15 protein-coding genes are annotated in these 15651 nt (G+C 66.5%); 8 read left to right on the plus strand and 7 right to left on the minus strand.

The genetic code is table 11. The annotated features are described in order from the left end of the window. Complete coding sequence (locus ABQE44_RS01485; protein ID WP_448393729.1) at window positions 1-189, plus strand: antitoxin; 189 nt, start codon at window positions 1-3, stop codon at window positions 187-189. A gap of 3 nt (window positions 190-192) precedes the next feature. Beyond that, complete coding sequence (locus ABQE44_RS01490) at window positions 193-642, plus strand: type II toxin-antitoxin system Rv0910 family toxin (protein WP_448393730.1); 450 nt, start codon at window positions 193-195, stop codon at window positions 640-642. A 118-nt stretch (window positions 643-760) separates the two neighbouring features. On the opposite strand, the gene ABQE44_RS01495 is transcribed toward ABQE44_RS01490, so the two are convergent. The 7 genes from ABQE44_RS01495 to ABQE44_RS01525 are packed head-to-tail and all read right to left on the minus strand — an operon-like array spanning window position 761 to window position 8165. Next, entirely contained in the window at window positions 761-1339 is a 579-nt protein-coding gene (locus ABQE44_RS01495) for an isomerase (RefSeq protein WP_448427912.1), read from the minus strand. Then, window positions 1336-2004 carry an NAD(P)H-binding protein gene (locus ABQE44_RS01500; protein ID WP_448427914.1) on the minus strand — a complete coding sequence of 223 codons (669 nt, stop codon included), beginning with the start codon at window positions 2002-2004 and terminating at the stop codon, window positions 1336-1338. The genes ABQE44_RS01495 and ABQE44_RS01500 overlap by 4 nt, the downstream gene beginning before the upstream one ends. 9 nt (window positions 2005-2013) lie before the next feature. Continuing rightward, window positions 2014-3465 carry an acyl-CoA synthetase gene (locus tag ABQE44_RS01505; RefSeq protein WP_448427916.1) on the minus strand — a complete coding sequence of 484 codons (1452 nt, stop codon included), beginning with the start codon at window positions 3463-3465 and terminating at the stop codon, window positions 2014-2016. Then, window positions 3462-4235 carry an SDR family NAD(P)-dependent oxidoreductase gene (locus ABQE44_RS01510; protein ID WP_448427919.1) on the minus strand — a complete coding sequence of 258 codons (774 nt, stop codon included), beginning with the start codon at window positions 4233-4235 and terminating at the stop codon, window positions 3462-3464. The genes ABQE44_RS01505 and ABQE44_RS01510 overlap by 4 nt, the downstream gene beginning before the upstream one ends. Beyond that, window positions 4226-5800 (minus strand): AMP-binding protein, encoded by a 1575-nt coding sequence (locus ABQE44_RS01515; protein ID WP_448427921.1) that lies wholly within the window; start codon window positions 5798-5800, stop codon window positions 4226-4228. The genes ABQE44_RS01510 and ABQE44_RS01515 overlap by 10 nt, the downstream gene beginning before the upstream one ends. After that, window positions 5797-6546 carry a GntR family transcriptional regulator gene (locus ABQE44_RS01520; RefSeq protein ID WP_448427923.1) on the minus strand — a complete coding sequence of 250 codons (750 nt, stop codon included), beginning with the start codon at window positions 6544-6546 and terminating at the stop codon, window positions 5797-5799. Before ABQE44_RS01520 ends, ABQE44_RS01515 begins: the two co-directional genes overlap by 4 nt. After that, window positions 6543-8165 carry an SMP-30/gluconolactonase/LRE family protein gene (locus tag ABQE44_RS01525; RefSeq protein ID WP_448427925.1) on the minus strand — a complete coding sequence of 541 codons (1623 nt, stop codon included), beginning with the start codon at window positions 8163-8165 and terminating at the stop codon, window positions 6543-6545. The genes ABQE44_RS01520 and ABQE44_RS01525 overlap by 4 nt, the downstream gene beginning before the upstream one ends. A gap of 138 nt (window positions 8166-8303) precedes the next feature. On the opposite strand from ABQE44_RS01525, the gene ABQE44_RS01530 reads away from it, so the two are divergent. Genes ABQE44_RS01530 through ABQE44_RS01555 form a run of 6 tightly spaced genes read left to right on the plus strand, consistent with a single transcriptional unit; the run spans window position 8304 to window position 15647 of the window. After that, on the plus strand, window positions 8304-9149 hold the full coding sequence (locus tag ABQE44_RS01530; protein ID WP_448427927.1) for an SDR family NAD(P)-dependent oxidoreductase: 846 nt from the start codon (window positions 8304-8306) through the stop codon (window positions 9147-9149). Between the two features lie 8 nt (window positions 9150-9157). Then, window positions 9158-10522: an aromatic ring-hydroxylating oxygenase subunit alpha gene (locus ABQE44_RS01535; RefSeq protein WP_448427929.1), complete on the plus strand. Its 1365-nt coding sequence runs from the start codon at window positions 9158-9160 to the stop codon at window positions 10520-10522. A gap of 2 nt (window positions 10523-10524) precedes the next feature. Beyond that, on the plus strand, window positions 10525-12384 hold the full coding sequence (locus ABQE44_RS01540; protein WP_448427931.1) for a flavin-containing monooxygenase: 1860 nt from the start codon (window positions 10525-10527) through the stop codon (window positions 12382-12384). A gap of 57 nt (window positions 12385-12441) precedes the next feature. Further along, window positions 12442-13356: an SDR family NAD(P)-dependent oxidoreductase gene (locus tag ABQE44_RS01545; RefSeq protein ID WP_448427933.1), complete on the plus strand. Its 915-nt coding sequence runs from the start codon at window positions 12442-12444 to the stop codon at window positions 13354-13356. Then, window positions 13349-14506 carry a CaiB/BaiF CoA transferase family protein gene (locus ABQE44_RS01550; RefSeq protein WP_448427935.1) on the plus strand — a complete coding sequence of 386 codons (1158 nt, stop codon included), beginning with the start codon at window positions 13349-13351 and terminating at the stop codon, window positions 14504-14506. The genes ABQE44_RS01545 and ABQE44_RS01550 overlap by 8 nt, the downstream gene beginning before the upstream one ends. Further along, window positions 14496-15647, plus strand: a complete 1152-nt coding sequence (locus ABQE44_RS01555; RefSeq protein ID WP_448427937.1) for an acyl-CoA dehydrogenase family protein — start codon at window positions 14496-14498, stop codon at window positions 15645-15647. The genes ABQE44_RS01550 and ABQE44_RS01555 overlap by 11 nt, the downstream gene beginning before the upstream one ends. Window positions 15648-15651: the final 4 nt, after the last annotated feature.

Consider the following 15651-nt stretch of genomic DNA (forward strand, 5'->3'; position numbering starts at 1 on the left):
ATGGCATTTCTCGACAAGGTGAAGAATCTCGTGGCCCGCAACGCCGACAAGGTGGACACCGCCATCGATAAGGCCGGTGACGTCGTCGACCAGAAGACGCAGGGCAAATACGCTCAGCACGTCGACAAGGCGCAGGACGCAGCCAAGAAGTACGTCAACAAGAGCAATCCAGAGAACCCGCAGAATTGACGCATGGCGAAATTGTCTGTCTCCGTCGATGTTCCGCTACCGCCGGAGAAGGCCTGGGAGTGCGCGTCTGACCTGTCCCGCTACCGGGAGTGGCTGAGCATCCACCGGGTGTGGCGCAGCAAGCTGCCCAACACGTTGGAGAAGGGCACCACCCTGGAGTCCATCGTCGAGGTCAAGGGCATGCCCAACCGGATCAAGTGGACCATCGTCCACTTCAGGCCGCCGGAGGCGATGACGCTCAACGGTGACGGCAAGGGCGGGGTGAAGGTCAAGCTCATCGGCAAGGTCAAACCCTCGCCGACCGATCCGACCGCGGGGTCGACGGTTTCGTTCGACGTACATCTCGGCGGGCCCGCACTGTTCGGTCCGATCGGCATGGTGGTGGCCGGCGCGCTGCGCGGCGACATCCGGGAATCGCTGGAACGCTTCAAAACGGTGTTCGCCGCGGGCTAGTCTTTTCCGCCGAGCAGACGCAAATTCCCCCTGAAACCCCCGATTTTGGGCGATTACACGTCTGCTCGCGCTGGTAGGGCAAGTGCTCGCGTGAGAGGGGGAGGGGTCTCGCGCGAGCTCAGCGGCGCAGCCGGCGGCGCACCAACTTGGCGAACTCAACCGTGGACCGGCGGACCGACTCGACCTCCAACGACACCAGCAGCGTGTCGACCATCGCGAACGGCAGCGTGGTCGCCACCGCCCCGCGGCCGTACTCGATGTGCCAGGAGCCGGGATGAATGGTCAGCCCGCGGGCGTGCCCCTGCTCCAGACACGCGTGCTCGCCGGGACGTAGCGTCATGCCAGTGAGGTCGTCGGACTCCAGATCGTAGGAGTCGATCTGGCCCGCCAGCAGGAACTTGTGGATCTGCACCCGCTTGTAGCGGCCCGAAAAGCCTTGTGTGCCAGTGGGGGAGCCGAAGATCACGATGTATTCGCGCGGGCTGAAGTAGAGGAAGCGGACCTTGCCGAGGATCCCGCCCGCCCGGCTTCCCACCCAGCGGCCCGGCGTCGGGTCGATCAGATCCGGATACTCGGCGGCCAGCAACTCGGTGGCACGGGTGATCAGCTCACCGCTTTCCAGCGGCAGCCCGACGACCTCCTTGGCGATCCGCGCGAGTACTTGCGGGTCGATCCGGTAGTCGGCCACCGCGCTCACCGGCCCTCCGCGATGCGCTCGACGGCGTCGCGGATCGGGGTATCACCCGAGATCACTTCGAAAGTCCGGCCGGCTGTACCCGGGGTGTCGAGCACCGCCAACAGCACCGCGGCGACATCCTCGCGCGGAACGCTGTCACGCCCGGTCTTCTCGGCGGCCGTCACCGTACCCGTGCCGGGGTCGTCGGTCAGCAGACCGGGCCGCACGATCGTGGCGTCCAGGCCCACGCGTCCGCGCACATCGTCGTCGGCCGCACCCTTGGCGCGCAGGTAGGCCACGAACACCGGATCACCGGCCTCGTCGGGTGCCTCGACATCGGCGCCCATCGCCGAAATCATCACGTAGCGGCGAACTTTGGCAGCTTCGGCGGCGTCCGCCAACAGGACCGCAGCGGCCCGGTCGACGGTGTCCTTGCGGGCCGCTCCGCTGCCGGGACCTGCGCCCGCGGCGAAGACCACCGCGTCGGCGCCGTCGAGATGCGCTGCGACGTCATCGACGGACGCCTGCTCCAGGTCCAGTACCACCGGTTGGGCGCCGACCTCCTCCAGGGCCCCGGTGTGGTCCGGGTTGCGGATGATGCCGGCGACCGAGTCGCCGCGCTGCGCCAGCATCTGTTCCAGGATCCTGGCGATCTTGCCGTGGCCGCCCGCGATGATGACACGCATACGTCGATCCTAGGTGGCCAGCCGGGCCCGCAGCTCCCGCTTGAGCACCTTGCCGTAGCTGTTCTTCGGCAACTCGTCGATGAACTCGTAACGTTTGGGCCGCTTGAACCGGGCGATGCGCTCGAGCAGATGCGCGTCCAGCTCGGCGGCGGACACCGACCCGACGATGAACGCGACCACGACCTCGCCCCATTCCTCGTCAGGTGCTCCGACGACGCCGGCTTCGGTGACCCCCGGATGCGCGAGCAGCGCCTCCTCCACCTCGCGCGGATAGATGTTGCTGCCTCCGCTGATCACGACGTCCTTGGAGCGGTCCCGCAGCGTGAGGTAGCCCCGTTCGTCGAACGAGCCCATGTCCCCGGTGCGCAGCCAACCGTTGTGCAGGGCGGCCGCGGTGGCGTCGGGGTTGTTCCAGTAGCCCGACATGACCACGTCTCCGCGGCAGACGATTTCGCCGATCTCGCCGGTGGCGGCCGGGCTGCCGTCGCTGCGCAGCACCGCGACGTCGACGCCCGAGCGCGCGTAGCCGACCGAGCCCAGGATCGCGTCGTCGGCGCCGATGTGGTCGGCGCGGCGCAGGCCGGTGATCGTCATCGGCGCCTCACCCTGGCCGTAGAGCTGGACGAAGACCGGGCCGAACGCGGCCATCGCCTTCTTGAGGCTGTCGACGTACATCGGGCCGCCGCCGTAGACCACCGTGCGCAGGTTGTGCGGGCAGGCGCGGCCGGTCTGCACCAACCGCTGCACCATGGTGGGCGCGAGAAACGCGCTGCAGCCGGGATGGTGCTCACACAGGTCGAGGAACTCTTGCGGTTCGAACGAGGCGGATTCGGGCAGCACCTGCCGGGCACCGCGCAGCACGTACGGCGGGATGTACAGCCCCGACCCGTGCGACATCGGCGCACCGTGCACCAGGCTGCAGTTCTCATCGGGGGAGTCGAAGTCAGCCAGGTGAGAGATGGTCATCGCCATCAGGTTGCGGTGCGAGAGCATGGCACCCTTGGACCGGCCGGTGGTTCCGCTGGTATAGAACAACCACGCCAGCGCCTCAGGGTCGGTATCAGCTGGGGCGACGACGGGTGCCGCGGCGAGCCGCTCCGAATATGCCGGGCTGCCGATGATCTCGGTGCCGGCAAGGCCCTCGGCGATCGTCGGGGACGCGAAAGCCAGCGCTGCACCTGAGTCGTCGAGGATCTGTTGCATCTCGCGCGGGTGCAGCTTGTAGTTCAGCGGCACATACACACATTGCGCCGCCCAGACGGCGAACATCAGCTCGATGATCTCCGGCCGGTTCTCGGCCGCGACTGCGATGCGGGTGCCCGGGGGGCCAAGGGTTGCGGCAAGACGCAGCGCGCGATCCCGCAACTCGGCCCACGTATGTAGCTGGCGCTCACCGAAATACACCGCACCACGCGCGCCGAGCCGGCTAGCGGCCTGGTCGAGCAGCGCGAACAGGTTCACCGGGGCACCCATTCGGAGTTCAACGCGAAGTCCGACAGGTACTTGGTCGAACTCCAGCCGCCGTCGACCACGATCGTCTGCCCGTTGATGAAACCCGCACCGTCCGAACAAAGGAACGCGACGGTGCTAGCCACGTCGTCGACCTCTCCCAGGCGCGGGAACGGGGTCATCTCGGTGTTGATCTTGCGGAACCGGTCGTCCTCGAGGCGGCTGGCCACCATCGGCGTCAGCGTCACACCGGGCGCGACGGCGTTGCACCGGATGCCTTGGGGCCCGTACTGGCAGGCGATGTGGGTGGTCAACGCCGTCAGTCCGCCCTTGGCCGCCGAATACGCGCCGCCGCGCAGGCCGCCGACGACGGCGAACGTCGACGTCACGTTGACGATCGCCGAACCCGCCTGCATGTGCACGACCACATCGCGGGCCAACCGGAACGGGGCACGCAGCATCAAACCCAGGAAATAGTCCAGTGTTTCGTCGTCGGTTTCGTGCAGCGGCTTGGGGCTACCCACCCCGGCGTTGTTGACCAGGAAGTCGATACGGCCCCACCGGTCCAAGGCGGTCTGCACGATCCGTTGCGGGCCGTCGTCGGCGGTCAAATCGACGGCGACGGTGGCCACCCGGTCGGGTTCGCCGATCGCCGTCTCCAGTTCGGCGAGCCTGGACTCGTCGCGTCCGGCCCCGACCACCGCCATACCGGCCTCGGCGAGTTTGGTCGCGCACCCGAAGCCGATGCCGCTACTTGCGCCCGTCACGATCGCTACCTGCATTTCGGTTCACCTTCGCTCGTCAGCGTCGCCTGAATCTGATGTTTGAGAATCTTGCCTGCGTCGTTCTTGGGCAGGCTGCCCCAAACGACAACCTGTTCCGGGACTTTGAACTTGGCGAGCCCTTCGCCCAGCAGCAAGTCGCGTATCGCGCCGAGGTCGGGTGGTTGCTGCTCGGAAGCGACGATCACCGCGCACGCCCGCTCGCCGGTGCGTTCGTCGGGCAGGCCGACCACGGCGATCTCGGCGATGCCGGGATGGGTGGCGAGCAGATCCTCGACTTCCTTGGGGGAGATGTTCTCCCCGTTGCGGATGATGATGTCCTTGGCTCGGCCGGTGACCAGCAGATAGTCGTCGTCGACCCAGCGGCCCAGATCGCCTGTGCGGAAGTAACCTTCGTCGTCGAAGGCGGTGACCTCATCGTCGGAATGCAGGTAGCCGACGAGCATCTGCGGGCCGCGCGCCCGGATTTCTCCGTCCACCAGCTTGATGTCGGTGATGCCGGCGCGGCCGTCGGTGTCTGCTGCGTGCCCCACGCTTTGCAACGAGCCGACCGTGGTGACCGGCACCTCGGTGGAGCCGTAAACCCGTGATACGGCAGCGGTTTCGAAGTAGTCGGTGGCCCGATGGATCAACGACGGCGGCACCGACGCGCCTCCGCAGATGAACACCTTCAGGTCAGGCAGGTGCGTGTCCGCCCGTTCGGCGGCGGTGAGCAGCCCGTCTAGGAAGGGCGTGGCGCCGGCCATGTGGGTGATGCGCTCGTCACGCATCAACGAGACGGCCTCGTCGGGGTTCCACCGGTCCATCAGCACCGCCGTGCTGCCGAGCAGCAGCGGGCACTCGAACGCGTAAATCGACCCGCCGATGTGCGCGATCGGGGACGGCACCAGGAATCTGTCGCCGGCCTCGACGTCCCAGTGCTCGCCGATCTGGCGGATCAGAGCGTGAATCGAGTTGTGGGTGTGCAGCACCCCTTTGGGTCGGCCGGTGGTGCCGGAGGTGTAGAGGATCATGCGCACGGTGTCGGGGTTGAGCACCGGTAACACCGCCGTGCCCGGTTCGGCCAGCAGCAACTCGTAGGGCGTGTGCCCGCGAACGGCACCCGTGGACCGCAGCACCACCACCTCCGGCGGGGCCGACATCGCGGCGGTGACACGTTCCAGCATGGCGCCGTAGTCATGGCTGCCGAAGACGGACGGTACGAACACGGCGCGGGTGTCGGCGTCGGACAGAATGAACTGCAGTTCCCGGTCGCGCAGCGAGGGCAGGATCGGGTTCACCACCATGCCGGCCAACGTCGCGCCGAGGTAGACGACGGCTGCCTCATGCCAGTTCGGCAGCATGAACGACACCACGCTGCCCGCGGGCATGCGCGTGGTGAGTGCGTGCGCTAGCCCGGTGGCCTGCGCGTGCAGGGTTTCGCAGTCGAGCCGAACAGCGCGGTCCACCAAGACCGTTCGGTGCGGCGTGGTCCGGGCGGCGTCGCGAAGTGAGTCGGCCAGCGTCTCGTGCACCCACAGCCCACGCCGGTAGGCATCGGCCGCGCGGGCCTCCTCGAGTCTCACGGCGCGGCCTGGCCCTTGATGCGGCGCATGGTCATCCTGTGCCGGTAGCGCGACGACGGATGAGTGTTGATGGTCACCTGGGCGACCTCACCGTCCGACGTCTTGTATTCACGGCGCATCTGCAGCGCGGCGCTGCCCTGCTCGATCTGCAGCGCGCCGGCCATGTCCTGGTCGGCCACGATCGCCGAGATCTCCTGGTGCACCTCGACGATGCTCACCCCGAAGAGGTCTTCGATCAGCGGGAAGATCGGGTCGGAATGGCGTCGCAGCAGCCGGCCGATTGCCGCGAACGCGCGGTTGATGTAGTACTCGGCCACACAGACCGGTGCGCTGTCCTCGTCGGCCTGCCGGTATCCGCGCACCGCCAGCCACTGCGAACCGGACGCCAGACCCGTTTTGGCTGCCAAGTCGTCGTCGACGGTGACCAACGCGTTGGACTCGATCACAAGCTGCGCGCCCGCGGCAAACGCCAGCAGGTCGTTGATCGACATTACGTCCTGGGCATAGGAATTCGCCGCGGGCCGCGGGACGACGAGCGTGCCGGCTCGGGGCCGGGAGGCGACCAGGTTGTCGTCACGCAGTCGGCGCAACGCCTCACGAACTGTGTAGCGGCTGACCTCGAACCGTTCGCACAGCTGTTGTTCGGTGGGCAGCTGCGACCCGACCGGATACACCCCGTCGACGATCTCCTTTCGCAGGGTGCGCGCCACCTGAAGGTACCGGTGGTCGGTCGAATTGACCGTCATGTCCCGTTCCGGCGCAACGCCAACACGCTGCCGTCACCGTCGGCCGAGACGTACAGCGTGCCGTCGGATTTCATCGTGATTCCGGCGAACGGACCCTGCGGTCCGGAGAACGGCGGCATCCCCTTGAGCGGCTTGGGCTCGACGCCCGGGGGCGGACCGACCGGCAGCCCCGACGCGATCGTGGTGCGTGCCTTGGTGCCGAGGTCGAACGCGAGGACCTTTTTGGCCCCGGCGTCGACGACGTAGAGGGTGCCGTCGGCGACGTGGATGCCCTGCGGTCGTTGCAGCCCGTCCACGACGGTCTCGGTCGAACCGCTCAGCCGCACCACCCGCCCGGCGCCGGATTCGGCGACCAGCGGGTGGCCGTCGGCGTCGAACGCCACGCCCACCGGGTCCATCAGGCCCGACGCCAATACCTCGGTGCCGCCCGACCGCAACGCGTGCACCCGGCCAGTGCCCAGTTCAGCGAAGACGATCGCATCGTCGGGTCCGATCGCCACCCCGTAGAGCTGATCGAATCCGTCGGCCAGATAATCGGTTTCGCCGTCGCCCGGCCGGTACCGTCCGATCTGCCCGCCCGACGTGGCGACCACAAACGCGTCCGGACCCGCGGGCGCCAACCCGCGCAGGAAGCCCGGATAGCCTGGGCTGAACAGCATTCCGACGGTTCGCAGCGAGCCGTCGGCACCGACCGCGTAGAAATAGGTGCCGTCGGCGACATAGAGGGTGCCGTCGGCGCCGACCGCCAGATCCAGCGGCCAGTTCAGACCACCGGGCAGCACCGTGCGGGTCTCCCCGGAGCCGAGGACCTCGGTGATCTCACCGGTGAAGTTGGAGACCAAGATCCGGTCGCCGACAAGCGTGAGGTTGTCCAGGCCGGGGGTGAGCTGTGCCATCAGCGTCTTGTCACCCGTGCGCGGGTCGATGCGCAGCACCTGCCCGCTGGCCACCTGCGTGGAAACGATATGACCCTGTGGGTCGAACTTCACCGCGTCGGGAACCCCGAGATCAGCGGTAACACGTTGCGGCTCACTGTGTTTATTGGGGTCCGGATCTAACCGCCAGATCTCATTGGCCGTCATCAGCGGGTAGTACAGCAGGCCGTCGGGGCCGACCTCCATCGCATTGGGCGAGGGGAGGTCTTCCAGCAGAACCCGCGCCTCACCGGTGCCGCGGTCGAGCTGCATCAACCGTCCGCCGTCGCGGCATTCGTTGATGAACAGCCGGTCCTGGTGCACGGTAATGCCGTTCGCGCAGGGCAGATCGTCGCGCAACACCCGGGTCTGGCCGCGAGGATCGCGCACGCTGACGCGTCCATCCATCACCTCGGTGGCGTACAGGTTCCCGCTCGCGTCGAACGCGACGTCGTCGGGCGCGACGATGTCACCGCCCTTGGCGCTCACGGTGGATATCTGACCGGTGCCCAGATCCAGTGCGCTGATCTGGCTCCCGGTGACCTGAGCGACGTAGACGCGTCCGTCGGGCCCGGTGCGCAGACCGTTGGCGCCGAACAGCCGGCTCGGCGCGGTGAGGCGCTGCAGTCGCCAGCCCTCGGCGGCGGAGGGCGTCGGCCCGGTGTAGCGGGCCTGCGGAGGTGATCCCGTCGCGGATTGCGTCATGAAATCGCACCGTATCAAGCTCAATTGGTCCAGACAATAGTCTGATCCGGCTGCGAACCGACCCTTGACGGACGGATTAGCGCTGCGGAATAGTGTTCTGCAATATGCAGAGCATCGTATGTTGTCCGGACAATTAGTGTGACCGAGCTTGTCGGGCTGGACGGCCGTGTTGTCGTGGTGTCGGGGGCCGGCGGCGGCGGTATCGGCACCACCGTGACCCGCATGGCCGCGCAGGCCGGCGCCACCGTGGTGGCGGTCAGCCGATCCACGGAAAACCTCGACGAGCACGTCGCACCGCTGGCCGCCCAAGGCCTGCCGGTGCTGCCGGTGGCCGCCGATGCCTCCACCGACGACGGCATCAGCACGGTCATGGCACAGGTGCGTTCCGTCGAGGGCGACCTCTACGGCCTGGTGAACATCGCGGGCGGTGCCGCACCGGCCACCTGGATGCCGGCCACCCGGGTGACCCGCGACGACTGGCGCGAGCTGTTCGCCGCGAACCTCGAGACGGCGTTCTTCATGAGCCAGGCCGTCGCGGCCGAAATCCGACAGCAAGGCAACCCGGGGTCGATCGTGTCGTTGTCGTCGATCAGCGGCGTGAACACCGCGCCGTTTCACATCGCCTACGGCACCGCCAAAGCCGCGGTCGCCGCGATGACCCGCACCATGGCCGTCGAACTCGCGGCGCACGGCATCCGCGTCAACGCCGTAGCGCCCGGTGTCACCGAAACCGCCGCATCGCGCACCTACGTCGACGACGACCCTGACCGCGACCGCCGCGCGATCGCGATGGGCCGCCGCGGCCGGCCGGAGGAACAGGCCGGCGCGATCCTGTTCCTGCTTTCCGATCTGTCCAGCTACATCACCGGGCAGACGTTGCTAGTCGATGGCGGGCTCAACCTCAAGTGGAGCCACCTCGCCGCCGACAACACCTCGCTGTTCCTCAAGGACGAATCCTTCCGCACCGAGATCAAGCGGTTTTAGGAGAACCAATGACCGATCTGGAAGCCCAAGTCGCCGAAGAACTCTCCGAGCCGATGACCATCGGCGTCGAGGCCTACATCTCCGAGGAGTACGCCCGCGCAGAACGTGACAAGCTGTGGCGCAAGGTGTGGCAGCAGGTCGGCCGGGTCGAGGATCTCGCCGAAGTGGGCAGCTACCTCACCTATGACATCCTCGACGACTCGATCCTCATCGTACGAACGGGCGCGCACACCTTCAAGGCGCACCACAACGTGTGCATGCACCGCGGTCGCCGGCTCGTCGACACCCCAGAGGGCGCCAAGAGTGCCTGCGGCCGAGCCCGCAAGTCGTTTGTGTGCGGATTCCACGGCTGGACATACGGTCTCGACGGCGCGTGCACTCACATCCGCGAACAGGACGACTGGAAGGGCGTGCTCACGCCCGAGAACACCCACCTGACGCCCGTCCAAGTCGACACCTGGGGCGGCTGGCTGTTCATCAACATGGACCCCGACTGCGAACCGCTCGCCGACTACCTGTTCCCCGCGGCCAAGATCCTCGACCCGTTCGGCTTGGAGAACATGCGCTACAAGTGGCGCAAATGGCTGTACTTCGACTGCAACTGGAAGGTCGCGCTGGAGGCCTTCAACGAGACCTACCACGTGTTCACCACCCACCCGGAGTTCAACAAGTTCGGCGAGTTCAAGGGCTGGGCCAAGGCGCAGGGCAAGCACAGCAACATCGGCTACGACGCGCCAAAGGACATGGAGGCCACCAAGTCCAAGATCCGGCTGGGTACCGGCGACGACCCGCGCGTATCCACCGCCGAGATGCAGATGTACACGTGGGAGCAGACCAACGCCACCACCACCGAGACGCTGGTGAACGCGGCCAAGAGGCTGGTCGACGAACTACCAGAGGGCACCCCTCCCGATAAGGTCCTCGAGCACTGGCTGGCGTCGGCCAGGCGTGACGACGAAGCCCGCGGCGTGATCTGGCCGACCATCCCGGCCGACATCCTCGGGCAGGCGGGCACGGCCTGGCAGGTCTTCCCGAACTTCCAGGTCGGACAGGGCCTGACGACCGCGCTGTGCTACAGCGCGCGACCGCACCCCAGCTACGACCCGAACAAGTGCATCTTCGAAGTGGCGACGCTGGAGCTGTTCCCGGAAAATAAAGAGCCGCAGACGCAGTGGGAGTACACCCCCAAGGACAGCCCGAACTGGCTGTCGGTGCTGCCCCAGGACTTCTCCAATATGGCCGCGGTGCAGCAGGGCATGAAATCGCTCGGCTTCCCCGGCACCAGACCCAACCCGTACCGCGAACGCAGCACCGTCAACCTCCACTACCAACTGTCCCGATACATGGGCACCGGCGAACCACAGGAGCTCTAGGCATGACACTGTCCGACACCTGCGGGCCGACGCAGACCCCCGACGACATCGATATCGACGCGCTGCGCGAGAAGTACGCCCAGGAGCGCGCCAAGCGGCTCCGGCCGGAGGGGTCCAAGCAGTACGTCGAGCTGACCGACGACTTTGCCGGCTACTACGAAACCGACCCGTACACGCCTGTCGCACCACGCGATCCGATCACCGAGGACATCGACGTCGCGGTGCTCGGTGGCGGCTTCGGCGGTCTGCTGTCGGCGGCATACCTGAAGAAGGCCGGTGTCGACGACGTCCGCATCATCGAACTCGGCGGCGATTTCGGCGGCGTCTGGTACTGGAACCGCTATCCGGGAATCCAATGCGACAACGAATCCTATTGCTACATCCCGATGCTCGAAGAGCTCGACTTCATGCCGTCGAAGAAGTTCGCCGACGGCACCGAAATCTACGAGCACTGCCGAAACATCGGTAAGCACTTCGGCCTCTACGACGGGGCGATCTTTTCCACCCAGGTGCGCAGCCTGCGCTGGGACGACGAAATCCACCGGTGGCGGATCAGTACCAACCGCGACGACGATATCCGTGCCCGGTTCGTCGTGATGGCCTCGGGTCCGTTCCACCGGCCGAAACTGCCTGGCATCCCAGGGATCAAGGACTTCAACGGCCACAGCTTCCACTCGTCGCGGTGGGACTACGACTACACCGGCGGCGACACCACCGGCAACCTGTACAAGCTGGCCGACAAGCGGGTTGCGGTCATCGGCACCGGCGCCACCGCCATTCAGATCGTCCCGTTCCTCGCCAAGGACTGCGAACACCTGTATGTGTTCCAACGCACGCCCTCCACGGTCGACGAACGCAACAACGCGCCGACCGACCCCGACTGGGTGAGAACGCTGAAACCGGGCTGGCAGAAGGAACGTCAGCGCAACTTCCACTCCTGGACATTCGAAGGTATGGCGCTGGGCCAGCCGGATCTGGTGTGTGACTTCTGGACCGAGCTGGGCCGCAATACCGCCGCCCGGGTGATGGCGCTGGAAGATCCTTCGACGTTGACGCCGGAGCAGTTCATGGCGATCCGTGAGGAAGAGGACTACAAGATCATGGAGCGGCTGCGCCGCCGCATCGCCGAAATCGTCGAGGACCAGGACACCGCCGAGGCGCTCAAGCCCTACTACCGCTTCCTGTGCAAGCGGCCGCTGTCCAACGACGAGTACCTGCCGACGTTCAACCGGCCCAACGTCACGCTGGTCGATGTGTCGGATTCTAAAGGCGTGGAACGGATCACCGAGAAGGGCGTCGTCGCGGGCGGGCAAGAGTACGAGGTCGACTGCATCATCTACGCCAGCGGCTTCGAGATCACCACCGACATCAGCAGGCGCTACTCGATGGACACGATCGAGGGCCGCGACGGGCGTTCGCTCTACGACTACTGGCGCGACGGCTACAAGACCCTGCACGGGATGACGAGCCGCGGCTTTCCCAACCAGTTCTACACCGGCTTCACTCAGGTCGGCATCTCGGCCAATATCGCGTCGAACTACGAACTGCAGGGTGAGCACATCGCCTATGTCATCGCCGAGGCGTTGAACCGCGGCGCCACCACGGTGGAGCCGACCCAGGAGGCCCAAGACCAGTGGTGTTCCACCGTGCGCGAGACGGCGGTGGACAATTCGGCGTTCGACGCGTCTTGCACACCGGGCTATTACAACAATGAAGGCGGTGGCCCAGGAGTTGAGGAAGGCGAGGGGCTGCGCTCTCACCTCGGCGACCCGTACGGCCCGGGCTTCTACGCCTTCGGCGACCTGCTCAAGGAATGGCGCGACAAGGGTGACCTCGATGGCCTGGTCCTCGGAAACCAGTGATTTGTGTGCGTTCAGGCGCGGTGAGCGCTCCTTTTCGCACACAAATCGGAGGTTGAGTTGAGATTCGACGACCGGGTCGCCGTCATCACCGGCGGTGGCCGCGGGCTGGGCCGATCGTATGCATTGCTGTTGGCGACGCGCGGCGCAAAAGTCGTGGTCAACGACGCCGGCGGCGCCCTCACCGGTGACGGGTCCGACACCGGGCCCGCCGACGAGGTGGTGCGTGAAATCGTGTCGGCCGGCGGCGAAGCCGTGGCCAACACCGACTCCGTCGCCACCGCGGCCGGCGGTGAGGCCATCGTCGGCACCGCGCTCGACCGGTACGGCCGCATCGACATCCTGATCCACAACGCCGGAAACGTCCGTCGCGCTTCGTTGAAGGAGATGAGCTACGAGGACTTCGACGCCGTGGTCGACGTGCACCTGCGCGGCGCATTCCATGTGGTGCGGCCCGCGTTTCCGGCCATGTGCGACGCCGGCTACGGGCGGATCGTGCTGACCTCCTCGATCGGCGGCCTGTACGGCAACCACGAGGTCGCCAACTACGCCGTCGCCAAGGCCGGGGTGATCGGGCTGTCCAACGTCGCGGCGATGGAAGGCGCTGCCGACGGCGTCATCAGCAACGTGATCGTGCCCGCCGCCGTCACCCGCATGGCCGAAGGCATTGACACATCGGCCTATCCGCCGATGGGTGCGGACCTGGTGGCCCCGACCGTGGGCTGGCTCGCACACGAAACCTGTTCGGTCACCGGCGAAACCTTCATCGCGCTGGCCGGCCGGGTGGCCAGAGCGTTCGTCGCCGAAACGCCCGGTGTGTATCGGCCGTCGTGGTCGATGGAAGAGGTGGCCGGGCACATCGCGACCATCCGTGACACCTCGGATCCGGTCGTCTTCCCGGTGGTCCCCGACGGGCACGGCGATCACATCCGGTACAGCTTCGCGATGGCCAGCCAGGGAGCGCTACATGGCTAGCGGTCCACTCAACGGCATTCGCGTCGTCGACCTCACCGCGATGGTGATGGGCCCCTACTGCACCCAGATCATGGCCGACATGGGCGCCGATGTCATCAAAGTCGAACCGCCCCAGGGCGATAACACCCGCTACATCTCGGTGGGTCCGGTGCCGGGAATGAGCGGGGTGTTCGTCAACGTCAACCGCGGCAAGCGCAGCGTCGTCATCGACCTGCAGACCGACGCGGGTAAGGCCGCGATGCGTACCCTCATCGAAACCGCCGACGTGTTCATCCACTCCATGCGGTCCAAGGCGATCGCCAAGCTGGGGTTCGCGTATCAGGACGTCGCCGCGATCAACCCCGCCGTCGTCTACACCAACTGCTACGGATACGGCAGGCGCGGCCCGGAACGTGACCGTCCCGCCTACGACGACACCATCCAGGCAGAGTGCGGAATCCCCTTCGTGCAGGCGCAACTCACCGGCGAGGCCGACTATGTCGGCACCATCATGGCCGACAAGGTGGCCGGCCTGACGGCGCTCTACGCGACGACCATGGCGCTGTTTCACCGCGAACGCACCGGCGAGGGCCAGGAGGTCGAGGTCGCCATGTTCGAGACGATGGCGGCCTTCATGCTGGTCGAACATGCCAATGGCGCCATGTTCGACCCGCCCCTTGGGCCGGCGGTGTATCCGCGCACCGTGGCGCCCAACCGCAGGCCCTACCGCACCAGCGACGGCTACATCGCCGCGCTGATCTACAACGACAAGCATTGGAACGCATTCGTCAACGCCGTGAAACCCGCCTGGGTCAACGAATCCCACGCGACCCTGGAGATGCGGGCCCGCGACATCGACAGCGTGTACGGGTTGTTGGCCGAGACGATGAAGGAACACACCACCGCGGAGTGGCTGGCGTTGTTCGGTGAGCTGGAGATCCCGGCTGCGCCGTTGAACTCGCCCGCCGCGTTGTTCGACGACCCGCACCTCAACGCGGTGGGTCTGTTCGAGACCGTCGACACACCGCACGGGCAGGTGCGGTTTCCCGGTGTGCCAACGTGGTTTTCGCGCACACCCGGGGGGGTCGCAGGCCCGGCGCCGGAGTTGGGCGCCGACACCGCGGAGGTGCTCGGCGAAATGGGTGTGGCAGGTGCCGACCGTGCGATTTGACATGGGCGAGCAGGCTACGGCGCTGCGCTCGGAACTTCGGACGTTGGTCAAAGACAACGTGCCCGAACACTATCTAGGCGCGTTCACCGACGACCCGGCCGATCTGGAGGTCGCGCAGCGGTTCTGCAAGGTCTTGGCCGAGCGTGAACTGCTGTGTCTGGCCTGGCCCAAGGAGTTCGGCGGCGGTGGGGCCTCGGTGTGGGAGCAGACCGTGGTACGCGAGGAGATGTGGGCGCACCACGAACCGCGAGGTGCGCAGTACATGGGGGTGAATTGGGTCGGTCCCATCATCATGCGGCACGGCACCGAACAGCAGCAGCGCACGCATCTGCCGCCGATCGCGCGCGGCGAGGTGATCTGGTGTCAGGGCTTCTCGGAGCCGGAGGCGGGTTCGGATCTGGCGTCGCTGCGCACCAGCGCCCGCCGCGTCGATGACGGCTGGCTGGTCAACGGGCAGAAGATCTGGACGTCCTACGCCACGATGGCGCAGTGGTGCTTTCTGCTCGCGCGGACCGCCAAAGGTGAAAAGAAGCAACAGGGTTTGACGATCTTCCTGGTGCCGATGGACGATCCGGCGATTCAGGTTCGGCCGATCCGCACCATGCTGGGTCCGCATCACCTCAACGAGGTGTTCTTCGACGATCTGCGGGTCACCGACGCCGACGTACTTGGCGCCGTCGACCAGGGCTGGTCGGTGGTGCAGGACGTGATGGCCTTCGAACGAGTCGGCATCGCCCGCTACGCACGGTGCGAACGGTTGCTGGCCGCCGCGCCGGCCGTGCTCGACGAGCGCTGGGACGAACTCTCCGCGGAGTTGCGGAGCCGATGGATCAGGATGCTGACGCACTGCCGGCGCGCACGGCTGATGGCCTATCGCGTGGTGTCGCTGCAGAGCAGCGGACGCATCCAACCCGGCGACGCCGCGGCGTACCGGATCGCGGTGACCCGACTCGACCAGGACAGCGCCGAGGTACTGATGGACATCGCGGCCGAGGTACCCCGCGACGCCCCCCGCGCGAGGTGGTTCCGCGGCGAGGTCGAAGACCACTGGCATTACTCGCAGGCGTCCACGGTGTCATCGGGAAGCATTGAGATGCAACGTATCCTGCTGTCGCGTGCATTGTTGGCGGCCGCCAAATGAGCGA

Source organism: Mycolicibacterium sp. XJ2546, assembly GCF_053483195.1.

Excerpts from the sequence above, each read along its gene's own strand:
- ABQE44_RS01485 (WP_448393729.1), top strand. The coding sequence starts at position 1 with ATGGCATTTCTCGACAAGGTGAAGAATCTCGTGGCCCGCAACGCCGAC.
- ABQE44_RS01490 (WP_448393730.1), top strand. The coding sequence starts at position 193 with ATGGCGAAATTGTCTGTCTCCGTCGATGTTCCGCTACCGCCGGAGAAG.
- ABQE44_RS01500 (WP_448427914.1), bottom strand. The coding sequence starts at position 2,004 with ATGCGTGTCATCATCGCGGGCGGCCACGGCAAGATCGCCAGGATCCTG.
- ABQE44_RS01510 (WP_448427919.1), bottom strand. The coding sequence starts at position 4,235 with ATGCAGGTAGCGATCGTGACGGGCGCAAGTAGCGGCATCGGCTTCGGG.
- ABQE44_RS01520 (WP_448427923.1), bottom strand. The coding sequence starts at position 6,546 with ATGACGGTCAATTCGACCGACCACCGGTACCTTCAGGTGGCGCGCACC.
- ABQE44_RS01525 (WP_448427925.1), bottom strand. The coding sequence starts at position 8,165 with ATGACGCAATCCGCGACGGGATCACCTCCGCAGGCCCGCTACACCGGG.
- ABQE44_RS01535 (WP_448427929.1), top strand. The coding sequence starts at position 9,158 with ATGACCGATCTGGAAGCCCAAGTCGCCGAAGAACTCTCCGAGCCGATG.
- ABQE44_RS01540 (WP_448427931.1), top strand. The coding sequence starts at position 10,525 with ATGACACTGTCCGACACCTGCGGGCCGACGCAGACCCCCGACGACATC.
- ABQE44_RS01550 (WP_448427935.1), top strand. The coding sequence starts at position 13,349 with ATGGCTAGCGGTCCACTCAACGGCATTCGCGTCGTCGACCTCACCGCG.